The sequence below is a fragment of the Pseudomonas sp. L5B5 genome (assembly GCF_020520285.1).
Lineage (GTDB): Bacteria > Pseudomonadota > Gammaproteobacteria > Pseudomonadales > Pseudomonadaceae > Aquipseudomonas.
On record NZ_CP084742.1, the window covers coordinates 3,371,096 to 3,383,362 of the forward strand.

Genomic DNA, 12,267 nt, shown 5'->3' on the forward strand with positions numbered 1-12,267 from the left:
AGCACCGAGCCACTGGCATGTTTTCCGCGCACAAAGACAAAACCCCAACTGCTTTCGCAATTGGGGTTTCGGAATTTAATCTTGACGATGACCTACTCTCACATGGGGAAACCCCACACTACCATCGGCGATGCATCGTTTCACTACTGAGTTCGGGATGGGATCAGGTGGTTCCAACGCTCTATGGTCGTCAAGAAATTCTGGAGCCGATCCGTTGCTTATGCAACGAGCCAGCAAATGGGTATGTAATAGGTTTGGTTTGTGCTTCAAACTTTCGGTCTGTCATCTTCACACACCGCAATCTGGCCTCTTTCGAGTTCGCAAATTGCTTGGGTGTTATATGGTCAAGCCTCACGGGCAATTAGTATTGGTTAGCTCAACGCCTCACAGCGCTTACACACCCAACCTATCAACGTCGTAGTCTTCGACGGCCCTTTAGGGGATTCAAGATCCCAGTGAGATCTCATCTTGAGGCAAGTTTCCCGCTTAGATGCTTTCAGCGGTTATCTTTTCCGAACATAGCTACCCGGCAATGCCACTGGCGTGACAACCGGAACACCAGAGGTTCGTCCACTCCGGTCCTCTCGTACTAGGAGCAGCCCCTCTCAAATCTCAAACGTCCACGGCAGATAGGGACCGAACTGTCTCACGACGTTCTAAACCCAGCTCGCGTACCACTTTAAATGGCGAACAGCCATACCCTTGGGACCGGCTTCAGCCCCAGGATGTGATGAGCCGACATCGAGGTGCCAAACACCGCCGTCGATATGAACTCTTGGGCGGTATCAGCCTGTTATCCCCGGAGTACCTTTTATCCGTTGAGCGATGGCCCTTCCATACAGAACCACCGGATCACTAAGACCTACTTTCGTACCTGCTCGACGTGTTTGTCTCGCAGTCAAGCGCGCTTTTGCCTTTATACTCTACGACCGATTTCCGACCGGTCTGAGCGCACCTTCGTACTCCTCCGTTACTCTTTAGGAGGAGACCGCCCCAGTCAAACTACCCACCATACACTGTCCTCGATCCGGATAACGGACCTGAGTTAGAACCTCAAGATTGCCAGGGTGGTATTTCAAGGATGGCTCCATGAGAACTGGCGTCCCCACTTCAAAGCCTCCCACCTATCCTACACAAGCAAGCTCAAAGTCCAGTGCAAAGCTATAGTAAAGGTTCACGGGGTCTTTCCGTCTAGCCGCGGATACACTGCATCTTCACAGCGATTTCAATTTCACTGAGTCTCGGGTGGAGACAGCGCCGCCATCGTTACGCCATTCGTGCAGGTCGGAACTTACCCGACAAGGAATTTCGCTACCTTAGGACCGTTATAGTTACGGCCGCCGTTTACCGGGGCTTCGATCAAGAGCTTCGCTTGCGCTAACCCCATCAATTAACCTTCCGGCACCGGGCAGGCGTCACACCCTATACGTCCACTTTCGTGTTTGCAGAGTGCTGTGTTTTTAATAAACAGTCGCAGCGGCCTGGTATCTTCGACCGGCATGGGCTTACGGAGCAAGTCCTTCACCCTCACCGGCGCACCTTCTCCCGAAGTTACGGTGCCATTTTGCCTAGTTCCTTCACCCGAGTTCTCTCAAGCGCCTTGGTATTCTCTACCCAACCACCTGTGTCGGTTTGGGGTACGGTTCCTAGTTATCTGAAGCTTAGAAGCTTTTCTTGGAAGCATGGCATCAACCACTTCGTCGCCTAAAGGCAACTCGTCATCAGCTCTCGGCCTTAAGATCCCGGATTTACCTAAGATCTCAGCCTACCACCTTAAACTTGGACAACCAACGCCAAGCTGGCCTAGCCTTCTCCGTCCCTCCATCGCAATAACTAGAAGTACAGGAATATTAACCTGTTTTCCATCGACTACGCTTTTCAGCCTCGCCTTAGGGACCGACTAACCCTGCGTCGATTAACGTTGCGCAGGAAACCTTGGTCTTTCGGCGTGGGAGTTTTTCACTCCCATTGTCGTTACTCATGTCAGCATTCGCACTTCTGATACCTCCAGCAAGCTTCTCAACTCACCTTCACAGGCTTACAGAACGCTCCTCTACCGCATCACTTACGTGATACCCGTAGCTTCGGTGTATGGTTTGAGCCCCGTTACATCTTCCGCGCAGGCCGACTCGACTAGTGAGCTATTACGCTTTCTTTAAAGGGTGGCTGCTTCTAAGCCAACCTCCTAGCTGTCTAAGCCTTCCCACATCGTTTCCCACTTAACCATAACTTTGGGACCTTAGCTGACGGTCTGGGTTGTTTCCCTTTTCACGACGGACGTTAGCACCCGCCGTGTGTCTCCCATGCTCGGCACTTGTAGGTATTCGGAGTTTGCATCGGTTTGGTAAGTCGGGATGACCCCCTAGCCGAAACAGTGCTCTACCCCCTACAGTGATACATGAGGCGCTACCTAAATAGCTTTCGAGGAGAACCAGCTATCTCCGAGCTTGATTAGCCTTTCACTCCGATCCACAGGTCATCCGCTAACTTTTCAACGGTAGTCGGTTCGGTCCTCCAGTCAGTGTTACCTAACCTTCAACCTGCCCATGGATAGATCGCCCGGTTTCGGGTCTATACCCAGCGACTAAACGCCCTATTAAGACTCGCTTTCGCTACGCCTCCCCTATTCGGTTAAGCTTGCCACTGAATATAAGTCGCTGACCCATTATACAAAAGGTACGCAGTCACAGAACAAAGTCTGCTCCCACTGCTTGTACGCATACGGTTTCAGGATCTATTTCACTCCCCTCTCCGGGGTTCTTTTCGCCTTTCCCTCACGGTACTAGTTCACTATCGGTCAGTCAGTAGTATTTAGCCTTGGAGGATGGTCCCCCCATATTCAGACAAGGTTTCTCGTGCCCCGTCCTACTCGATTTCACTTCTAAGATCCTTTCGCGTACAGGGCTATCACCCACTATGGCCGCACTTTCCAGAGCGTTCCGCTAAAATCAAAGAAGCTTAAGGGCTAGTCCCCGTTCGCTCGCCACTACTAAGGGAATCTCGGTTGATTTCTTTTCCTCAGGGTACTTAGATGTTTCAGTTCCCCTGGTTCGCCTCTTGCACCTATGTATTCAGTACAAGATAACCATCTTATGATGGCTGGGTTCCCCCATTCAGACATCTCCGGATCACAGTCTGTTTGCCGACTCCCCGAAGCTTTTCGCAGGCTACCACGTCTTTCATCGCCTCTGACTGCCAAGGCATCCACCGTATGCGCTTCTTCACTTGACCATATAACCCCAAGCAATCTGGTTATACTGTGAAGACGACATTCGCCGAAAGTTTGTTCTCACAAACTTTACCTTAGCCTGATCCACTACCAGTGAAAGTAGTGTTCAGTCTATCTTTCTATCACATACCCAAATTTTTAAAGAACGATCTAATCAAAAGACTAGAAATCAACATTCGTGTCTGAATGCTCATTTCTAAGCTTTTCGAAGCAGTTTATGGTGGAGCCAAGCGGGATCGAACCGCTGACCTCCTGCGTGCAAGGCAGGCGCTCTCCCAGCTGAGCTATGGCCCCATAACAAAATTGGTGGGTCTGGGCAGATTCGAACTGCCGACCTCACCCTTATCAGGGGTGCGCTCTAACCAACTGAGCTACAGACCCAATTTCGAGCTTGTAACTGTTAGCTTGGAGCTATCAGCTTGGAGCTTAAAGCTGCTTCTATCGTCTTCTTCAATGAATCAAGCAATTCGTGTGGGTGCTTATGAAGCAGCTGATGTCGTCGATTAAGGAGGTGATCCAGCCGCAGGTTCCCCTACGGCTACCTTGTTACGACTTCACCCCAGTCATGAATCACACCGTGGTAACCGTCCTCCCGAAGGTTAGACTAGCTACTTCTGGTGCAACCCACTCCCATGGTGTGACGGGCGGTGTGTACAAGGCCCGGGAACGTATTCACCGCGACATTCTGATTCGCGATTACTAGCGATTCCGACTTCACGCAGTCGAGTTGCAGACTGCGATCCGGACTACGATCGGTTTTGTGGGATTAGCTCCACCTCGCGGCTTGGCAACCCTCTGTACCGACCATTGTAGCACGTGTGTAGCCCAGGCCGTAAGGGCCATGATGACTTGACGTCATCCCCACCTTCCTCCGGTTTGTCACCGGCAGTCTCCTTAGAGTGCCCACCATAACGTGCTGGTAACTAAGGACAAGGGTTGCGCTCGTTACGGGACTTAACCCAACATCTCACGACACGAGCTGACGACAGCCATGCAGCACCTGTGTCAGAGTTCCCGAAGGCACCAATCCATCTCTGGAAAGTTCTCTGCATGTCAAGGCCTGGTAAGGTTCTTCGCGTTGCTTCGAATTAAACCACATGCTCCACCGCTTGTGCGGGCCCCCGTCAATTCATTTGAGTTTTAACCTTGCGGCCGTACTCCCCAGGCGGTCAACTTAATGCGTTAGCTGCGCCACTAAGAGCTCAAGGCTCCCAACGGCTAGTTGACATCGTTTACGGCGTGGACTACCAGGGTATCTAATCCTGTTTGCTCCCCACGCTTTCGCACCTCAGTGTCAGTATCAGTCCAGGTGGTCGCCTTCGCCACTGGTGTTCCTTCCTATATCTACGCATTTCACCGCTACACAGGAAATTCCACCACCCTCTACCATACTCTAGCTTGCCAGTTTTGGATGCAGTTCCCAGGTTGAGCCCGGGGCTTTCACATCCAACTTAACAAACCACCTACGCGCGCTTTACGCCCAGTAATTCCGATTAACGCTTGCACCCTCTGTATTACCGCGGCTGCTGGCACAGAGTTAGCCGGTGCTTATTCTGTCGGTAACGTCAAAACAGCAAGATATTAGCTTACTGCCCTTCCTCCCAACTTAAAGTGCTTTACAATCCGAAGACCTTCTTCACACACGCGGCATGGCTGGATCAGGCTTTCGCCCATTGTCCAATATTCCCCACTGCTGCCTCCCGTAGGAGTCTGGACCGTGTCTCAGTTCCAGTGTGACTGATCATCCTCTCAGACCAGTTACGGATCGTAGCCTTGGTGAGCCATTACCTCACCAACTAGCTAATCCGACCTAGGCTCATCTGATAGCGCAAGGCCCGAAGGTCCCCTGCTTTCTCCCGTAGGACGTATGCGGTATTAGCGCTCCTTTCGAAACGTTATCCCCCACTACCAGGCAGATTCCTAGGCATTACTCACCCGTCCGCCGCTGAATCCGTAAGCAAGCTTACTTCATCCGCTCGACTTGCATGTGTTAGGCCTGCCGCCAGCGTTCAATCTGAGCCATGATCAAACTCTTCAGTTCAATACTGCTTGGGTTTTTAAGTAACCCTAAACTTGGCTCAGCAATCTCAAATGACTATGTGATTTCTCGCATGGTCACTCGTGATGCTGATAATCTTTCTGACTATCAGTCTGACTACACAAGCACCCACACGAATTGCTTGATTCAGTTGTTAAAGAGCGGTTGGTTAAGAGCTTTCGTCTCAACCGAGGCGCGCATTCTACAGCAGCCTCATTTGCTGTCAAGTGATTATTTTCAGAAGCTTTCGAAGATTTCTTCAACAACTTCAACCACTTGCGCTTCCGATCTCTCGTCAGCGGGAGGCGAATTCTACAGCGTTACACGCTGCTGTCAACACCTCTTTTTATCCGCTTTCGATCGAGAGGATCGAAACGCTAACAAGGCGAAAAACGCTGCCTTATCAGCTCCTTCTGGGCTTCGATGAACTGAAGCGTTACCGCTGTCGAAAACCGTGTAACTCATTGAATCTCAAGGAGTTTTCCGTTTCGACTGCGCCGGAAGTGGGGCGAATTATAGACCTGTAGAATCGAGCGTCAAGCATTAATTTCATAAAACTGTCATATCGGTCAAAAAACCGTGCATGCAAAGGCCGCCCCAGGGGGGCGGCCTTTGCTCACTTCCCTTTACAGGCTCGGAAAAGCGAACTGCGAGGCCTCATGGCTGGCCCTCTGCGGCCAACGCTGGGTGATGGCCTTGCGACGAGTATAGAAACGCACACCATCGGGTCCATAGGCATGCAGATCACCGAACAGCGAACGCTTCCAGCCACCGAAGCTGTGATAGGCAACCGGCACCGGCAGCGGCACGTTGACACCCACCATGCCTACTTCGATTTCATCGCAGAAGAGTCGTGCAGCCTCTCCGTCACGGGTAAAGATGCAGGTGCCGTTGCCGTATTCGTGATCGTTGATCAGTTGCATGGCCTCTTCGAGGCTGTTGACCCGCACGATGCACAGCACCGGCCCAAAGATCTCTTCTTTATAGATACGCATCTGTGGAGTGACACGGTCGAACAGGCACCCCCCGAGGAAGAAGCCCTCTTCGTGGCCAGCCACACTCAACCCGCGACCATCCACCACCAGTTGTGCTCCGGCCGCCACGCCATCCTCCACATAACCGCTGACCTTGTCCCGTGCCTGGGCGGTGACCAGCGGCCCCATGTCCAGGCCACACGAAGTCCCGGCACCGATCTTCAGCGCCTTGATCTGCGGCACCAGCTTGGCCACCAGCGCATCCGCCACCTGATCACCTACGCACACAGCGACCGAGATCGCCATGCAACGCTCACCGCATGAACCGTAGGCTGCGCCCATCAGTGCACTGACCGCGTTGTCCAGGTCGGCATCGGGCATCAGCACTGCGTGGTTCTTCGCCCCGCCCAGCGCCTGGACACGCTTGCCGCGCTTGGTCCCCTCGGCATAGATGTATTCAGCGATCGGCGTCGAACCGACAAAACTCAAGGCCTTGACCTCTGGCGCCTCGATCAGCGCATCCACCGCGGCCTTGTCGCCATGCACCACGTTCAGCACGCCCTTGGGCAACCCGGCTTCCTGCAGCAACTGGGCAATCAGCAGGGTTGAACTCGGGTCACGCTCGGAAGGCTTGAGGATGAAGCAGTTGCCACAGGCAATCGCCAGCGGGTACATCCACAACGGCACCATGGCCGGGAAGTTGAACGGGGTGATACCCGCGACAATGCCCAGCGGCTGGAAGTCGGACCAGGCATCTATGTTCGGTCCCGCGTTACGGCTGTACTCGCCCTTGAGGATTTCCGGCGCGGCGCAGGCGTACTCGACGTTCTCTATACCGCGCTTCAGTTCGCCCGCTGCGTCTTCCAGGGTCTTGCCATGTTCTTCGCTGATCAGTTGGGCAATACGTGCTTCGTTCTGCTCCAGCAACTGCTTGAAGCGAAACATCACCTGGGCACGCTTGGCCGCCGGTGTGTTGCGCCAGGCCGGGAACGCCGACTTGGCGGAATCGATGGCCTGCTGGATGGTTTCGCGACTGGCCAGCGGCACTTTATGGATCGCCTGGCCAGTGGATGGGTTGAACACGTCGCTGCTGCGGCCGCTGTCATTTACCAACTCGCCATGGATCAGGTGAGGAATCAGACTCATGCGGGGGCTCCTGAAAAAGTGAAGGTGCAGGCGCTGAACACTTCGCGCCTGCTTCTATATAAGAAGGATCGAATCAATCGAGCTTGTTCAGCACTTCGCCAACCGCATCGAACAGGCGATCGAGGTCCTGTGGCTTGCTGTTGAAGGTTGGGCCGAACTGCAGGGTGTCGCCGCCGAAGCGCACATAGAAGCCGGCTTTCCACAAGGCCATGCCCGCCTCGAACGGCCGTACGATGGCATCGCCATCACGCGGGGCAATCTGGATCGCGCCAGCCAGGCCGAAGTTACGGATGTCGATCACGTTCTTCGCGCCCTTGATGCCGTGCAATGCATTCTCGAAGTGCGGGGCGACTTCGGCCACGCTCTGTACCAGGTTTTCCTTCTGCATCAGGTCCAGGGTCGCCAGGCCGGCAGCGCAGGCCACCGGGTGCGCCGAATAGGTGTAGCCGTGGGGAAACTCCACCGCGTACTCGGGAGTCGCCTGGTTCATGAAGGTCTGGTAGATCTCGGAGCTGGCAATCACCGCCCCCATGGGAATAGCGCCGTTGGTGACCTGCTTGGCCACGCACATCAGGTCTGGCGTCACGCCGAAGCTGTCGGCGCCGAACATTGCACCGGTACGACCAAAGCCGGTGATCACCTCATCGAACACCAGCAGGATGTTGTGCTGGTCGCAGATTTCCCGCAGGCGCTTGAGGTAGCCCTGAGGCGGTACCAGCACGCCGGCGGAACCGGCCAACGGCTCGACGAACACCGCGGCGATGTTGGAAGCGTCGTGCAGCTCGATCAGCTTCAGCAGCTCGTCGGCCAGGGCGATACCACCCTGCTCCGGCATGCCGCGGGAAAAGGCATTGCTGGCCAGCAAGGTATGGGGCAGGTGGTCGACATCCATCATCGCCTGGCCAAACAGCTTGCGGTTGCCGTTGACGCCGCCCAGGCTGGTGCCGGCGATGTTCACCCCGTGATAACCCCGCGCGCGACCGATCATCTTGGTCTTGGTCGACTGGCCTTTCAGGCGCCAGTAGGCACGCACCATCTTCACGGCAGTATCGGCGCACTCGGAACCCGAATCGGTGAAGAACACGTGGTTCAGGTTGCCTGGCGTCAGGGCCGTGATCCGCTCCGCGAGCTGGAACGACAGAGGATGGCCGTACTGGAAGCCCGGGGAGTAATCCAGGGTGCCCAGCTGCTTGCTCACCGCTTCCTGGATTTCCTTGCGCGAGTGGCCGGCACCACAGGTCCACAGACCGGACAGCGAGTCATAGACCTTGCGACCCTTGTCATCCACCAGCCAACTGCCTTCGGCGCCGACGATCAGGCGCGGGTCACGCTGGAAATTGCGGTTGGCGGTGTAGGGCATCCAGTGAGCGTCGAGCTTAAGCTGGCTGGCCAGGGACTGTGGAGCGCTTTGCGGCATGTTCATGGACAAGACCTCGCAGGGCAATGAAGCGGCGTAGGAAGGATGAAGCGTTGTTGCAGCTAAGTTGCCACGGCTATAAAGTCGGTGAAATCCAACTTTAATAACCTTCAGTCAGCCCCCAGCTAAACTATGAGCATCCGCCGAGCCGATCCGCTGGCACAAGTCAGCGACTTTGATATCCGCCTCTTGCGCATCTTTCGCAGCGTGGTGGAGTGCGGTGGATTCTCCGCCGCCGAAACCGTGCTCGGCATCGGCCGCTCGGCCATCAGCCAGCAGATGAGCGACCTGGAACAGAGGCTCGGCCTGCGCCTGTGCCAACGCGGACGCGCCGGTTTTTCCCTGACCGAGGAAGGTCGCGAGGTCTACCAGTCGACCCTGCAACTGCTCAGCGCCCTGGAAAGCTTTCGTACCGAGGTCAATGGCCTGCACCGCCACCTGCGCGGCGAGCTGATCATCGGCCTCACCGACAATCTGGTGACCCTGCCCCACATGCGCATCACCCACGCCCTGGCGCAACTGAAGGAGCGTGGTCCGGACGTGCAGATCCAGATCCGCATGATTGCCCCCAGTGAAGTCGAGCAAGGGGTACTGGATGGCCGCCTGCACGTCGGCGTGGTCCCCCAGGCCAGCGCCCTCTCCGGCCTGGAGTACCAACCGTTGTACGACGAACGCTCGCTGCTTTATTGCGCGGTTGGCCACCCGCTGTTCTATGTGGACGACAAGCAACTGGACGACCAGCGCCTCAATGACCAGGACGCCATCGCCCCGACCTTCCGCCTGCCGGCCGAGATCCAGGCCCAGTACCAGGCCCTGAACTGCACCGCCAGCGCCTCCGACCGCGAAGGCATGGCCTTCCTGATTCTCACCGGGCGCTACATCGGCTACCTCCCGGATCATTACGCCAGCCTGTGGGTACAGCAGGGCCGGTTGCGGGCCCTAAAGCCCAATTCGCGGTTCTACGACCTGAACCTGTCGACGGTCACGCGCAAGGGCCGGCGTGCGCACCTGGTGCTGGAGAGTTTCCTGGAAAGCCTGGCAGCCACCCGGTAGCCAGGCCCCCTGCCCCGCTTTTGTTGCACCAAGGCTTGTCTGTTCAACCCGGGTACGCTATCAACGCACAGGCTGTCCCCCACAGACTCGTTCGGAAACCTCCATGACCTTTGAAGTCCCCGCCCACAGCGCCCCTCAACCAGGCAAGCCGGCCAGTCGCATCCGGCAGAAGAACGAACAAGCCATCATCCAGGCCGCCGAGGACGAATTCGCCCGCCATGGCTTCAAAGGCACCAGCATGAACACCATCGCGCAGAAGGCCGGGCTGCCCAAGGCCAACCTGCACTACTACTTCACCAACAAGCTGGGGTTGTATGTCGCGGTGTTGAGCAACATCCTCCAGCAGTGGGACAGCACCTTCAACAGCCTCACCGCCGAGGACGATCCGGCCCAGGCCCTGACCCGCTACATCCGCGCCAAGATGGAGTTTTCCCGACGCCAGCCCCAGGCATCGCGGATCTTCGCCATGGAGATCATCAGTGGCGGCGAATGCCTCAGCGAATACTTCAACCAGGACTACCGTTCCTGGTTCCAGGGTCGGGCCGATGTGTTCCAGGCCTGGGTCGACGCCGGCAAGATGGACCCCGTGGACCCGATGCACCTGATCTTTCTGCTATGGGGCAGCACCCAGCACTACGCCGACTTCGCCACCCAGATCTGCCGGGTCACCGGCCGCAGCCGCTTGACCAAGCAGGACATGGAAAGCGCCACTGACAATCTGCTGCGCATCATCCTCAAAGGCTGCGGCCTGACACCTGCCGAAAAAGACTGACCTCCATGCCCTTTACCCTGGCCGGCCTTTGCGAATACCGCGAGGAAATTCGCAAGAGCCGCTTCATCACCTTCGCCGCGCCCATCAGCTGCGCCGCTGAGGCCCAAGCCTTTATCCAGACCCACAGCGACCCCAACGCCTCGCACAATTGCTGGGCCTGGAAGCTGGCCGACCAGTACCGCAGCAACGACGATGGCGAACCCGGCGGCACTGCCGGACGGCCGATCCTGGCCGCCATCGAAGCCCAGGACTGCGATCAGGTGGCAGTCCTGGTGATCCGCTGGTACGGCGGCATCCAGTTGGGGACCGGCGGCCTCGCCCGGGCCTATGGCGGTGGCGCCAACAAATGCCTGCAAGGCGCCGAACGCATCGCCCTGGTCAATCGAGTTCCCCTTCACTGCGCCTGCAGCTTCAGTGAACTGGCCCTGGTCAAGCTGCGGGTCGCCGAGCTGGGGGGACTGTTGGTCCAGGAAGACTTCACCGCCAACGGCGTGGAGTTGCAACTGGCCCTGGGTGAAGAGCAGATCGATACCCTGCAGCAACAACTGGCCGACCTGAGCCGCGGGCGCATTCTGCTGGCACGCTGAACACCGGCTTCACGCTTGTGCATAACCGGTCAAGGCCAGCGCAGTTGCCCACATCTGCTGTGCATCCGGCTGTGGATAACCTGAGCACACCGCGCTGTAACCCTTTTGCAACGTGGCTTTGACGGCGTTGATCATTTTTCACCCAAAGTGCTCGCCAGCGGTTTTTTTACAACGAAAAACAGCGGCTTAGATGGCTTTATCGCGCTTGGAAGATAAGCCATGCGCGCTTATGCCCAAGTTTCAGGCTTGCGCACAAATACTGTGGAGCAAGCTGTGGATAACCCGTGCAAGGCTGCGTGCGCCGCAGATTGCACAGGGCCTGGGCGCATCTGCTCATTTTTTGCTCAAGGCATCCTGACTCATGACGTCGCCGGTACTGGCAGGCGGCTACCTGAGTAGTGGTCAGCACGCACCGGTAGCAGCTGGGCCACGCACCAGGCCAGTTCGAAGAACAGGATCACCCCGATCAGCGCTGTAGCCCCCTGCGCCAGGGCATAGACCTGCCACGTCGAAAACAGGATGCGTCCCAGTGCGTCATAACGCCCGAACGCCGGTTGTGGATCGCGAATCCGCAACAGCGCCCAGACACAGATGATCGACCCCATCAGATTGACCATCAGCACATGCATGGGCTCGAAAGCCGGCAAGGCTCCCGGCAGATTCATTGCCAGGGCCGTGTCGGCCACCAGCCCATGCAACGCCATGAAGCTCCACGGCGTGGCAAAGGCCAGGGTTACCAGCAAGTCGTACCAGCCACTGGCCCGGACCAATGTCCGGTACTGCTCGTTTGTCCACATGGTTGTCGCTCCATCGATTCAAGGAGCTCCCACGCTAAAGCCTGGAGTATGCTCCAGGGTCAAGCACTTTCCAGTTTGCCGCATGCGCATTCGAGCACTGGCCGGCGGTAGTACCCTGTGGCACAGCGCCCATGCGAGCCAGGCTGTCGCCCAATTGCTGCACAACACCCTGGAGCTGATCGAAACCCACATCAACGAACGGACCGCTTGCGTCGGGAACTGCAGCCAAGACTCGGGCAAGCCTGTCCACTGAT

The 12,267-nt window shown here is 56.7% G+C and carries 7 protein-coding genes, 2 tRNA genes and 3 rRNA genes; 4 read left to right on the forward strand and 8 right to left on the reverse strand.

Annotated features, from left to right (window positions below):
• Window positions 1-79: 79 nt before the first annotated feature.
• The 7 genes from rrf to LGQ10_RS15490 form a co-directional block, all read right to left on the reverse strand.
• Window positions 80-195, reverse strand: a 5S ribosomal RNA gene (rrf, locus tag LGQ10_RS15460).
• A 145-nt stretch (window positions 196-340) separates the two neighbouring features.
• Window positions 341-3,231, reverse strand: a 23S ribosomal RNA gene (locus LGQ10_RS15465).
• 216 nt (window positions 3,232-3,447) lie between these two features.
• Window positions 3,448-3,523 (reverse strand) — tRNA-Ala (locus tag LGQ10_RS15470).
• A 10-nt stretch (window positions 3,524-3,533) separates the two neighbouring features.
• Window positions 3,534-3,610: transfer RNA gene (locus tag LGQ10_RS15475), tRNA-Ile, on the reverse strand.
• Between the two features lie 123 nt (window positions 3,611-3,733).
• Window positions 3,734-5,270: ribosomal RNA gene (locus tag LGQ10_RS15480) — 16S ribosomal RNA — on the reverse strand.
• Together the 16S, 23S and 5S rRNA genes with 2 tRNA genes alongside form the textbook arrangement of a ribosomal RNA operon.
• 623 nt (window positions 5,271-5,893) lie before the next feature.
• Complete coding sequence (locus LGQ10_RS15485; protein ID WP_226526049.1) at window positions 5,894-7,387, reverse strand: CoA-acylating methylmalonate-semialdehyde dehydrogenase; 1,494 nt, start codon at window positions 7,385-7,387, stop codon at window positions 5,894-5,896.
• 73 nt (window positions 7,388-7,460) lie between these two features.
• On the reverse strand, window positions 7,461-8,810 hold the full coding sequence (locus LGQ10_RS15490) for an aspartate aminotransferase family protein (protein ID WP_058435507.1): 1,350 nt from the start codon (window positions 8,808-8,810) through the stop codon (window positions 7,461-7,463).
• A 126-nt stretch (window positions 8,811-8,936) separates the two neighbouring features.
• Here LGQ10_RS15490 and LGQ10_RS15495 point away from each other — a divergent pair, with 126 nt between their 5' ends.
• From LGQ10_RS15495 to LGQ10_RS15505, 3 genes are all read left to right on the forward strand, one after another.
• The gene (locus tag LGQ10_RS15495; protein WP_058435506.1) at window positions 8,937-9,857 is read left to right on the forward strand and encodes a LysR family transcriptional regulator; all 921 of its coding nucleotides are present in this window, start codon (window positions 8,937-8,939) and stop codon (window positions 9,855-9,857) included.
• Window positions 9,858-9,960: 103 nt separating this feature from the next.
• On the forward strand, window positions 9,961-10,629 hold the full coding sequence (locus LGQ10_RS15500) for a TetR/AcrR family transcriptional regulator (RefSeq protein WP_058435505.1): 669 nt from the start codon (window positions 9,961-9,963) through the stop codon (window positions 10,627-10,629).
• Window positions 10,630-10,634: 5 nt separating this feature from the next.
• Window positions 10,635-11,216, forward strand: a complete 582-nt coding sequence (locus LGQ10_RS15505; RefSeq protein WP_058435504.1) for an IMPACT family protein — start codon at window positions 10,635-10,637, stop codon at window positions 11,214-11,216.
• A 359-nt stretch (window positions 11,217-11,575) separates the two neighbouring features.
• Here the strand turns inward: LGQ10_RS15505 and LGQ10_RS15510 are convergent, their stop codons facing one another.
• Window positions 11,576-12,013: a hypothetical protein gene (locus LGQ10_RS15510; RefSeq protein ID WP_226526050.1), complete on the reverse strand. Its 438-nt coding sequence runs from the start codon at window positions 12,011-12,013 to the stop codon at window positions 11,576-11,578.
• A gap of 82 nt (window positions 12,014-12,095) precedes the next feature.
• Here LGQ10_RS15510 and LGQ10_RS15515 point away from each other — a divergent pair, with 82 nt between their 5' ends.
• Window positions 12,096-12,266, forward strand: coding sequence for a hypothetical protein (locus LGQ10_RS15515; RefSeq protein WP_226526051.1), 171 nt, complete (start codon window positions 12,096-12,098; stop codon window positions 12,264-12,266).
• Window position 12,267 lies beyond the last annotated feature (1 nt).

Excerpts from the sequence above, each read along its gene's own strand:
- LGQ10_RS15485 (WP_226526049.1), bottom strand. The coding sequence starts at position 7,387 with ATGAGTCTGATTCCTCACCTGATCCATGGCGAGTTGGTAAATGACAGC.
- LGQ10_RS15490 (WP_058435507.1), bottom strand. The coding sequence starts at position 8,810 with ATGAACATGCCGCAAAGCGCTCCACAGTCCCTGGCCAGCCAGCTTAAG.
- LGQ10_RS15495 (WP_058435506.1), top strand. The coding sequence starts at position 8,937 with ATGAGCATCCGCCGAGCCGATCCGCTGGCACAAGTCAGCGACTTTGAT.
- LGQ10_RS15500 (WP_058435505.1), top strand. The coding sequence starts at position 9,961 with ATGACCTTTGAAGTCCCCGCCCACAGCGCCCCTCAACCAGGCAAGCCG.
- LGQ10_RS15505 (WP_058435504.1), top strand. The coding sequence starts at position 10,635 with ATGCCCTTTACCCTGGCCGGCCTTTGCGAATACCGCGAGGAAATTCGC.
- LGQ10_RS15510 (WP_226526050.1), bottom strand. The coding sequence starts at position 12,013 with ATGTGGACAAACGAGCAGTACCGGACATTGGTCCGGGCCAGTGGCTGG.
- LGQ10_RS15515 (WP_226526051.1), top strand. The coding sequence starts at position 12,096 with ATGCGCATTCGAGCACTGGCCGGCGGTAGTACCCTGTGGCACAGCGCC.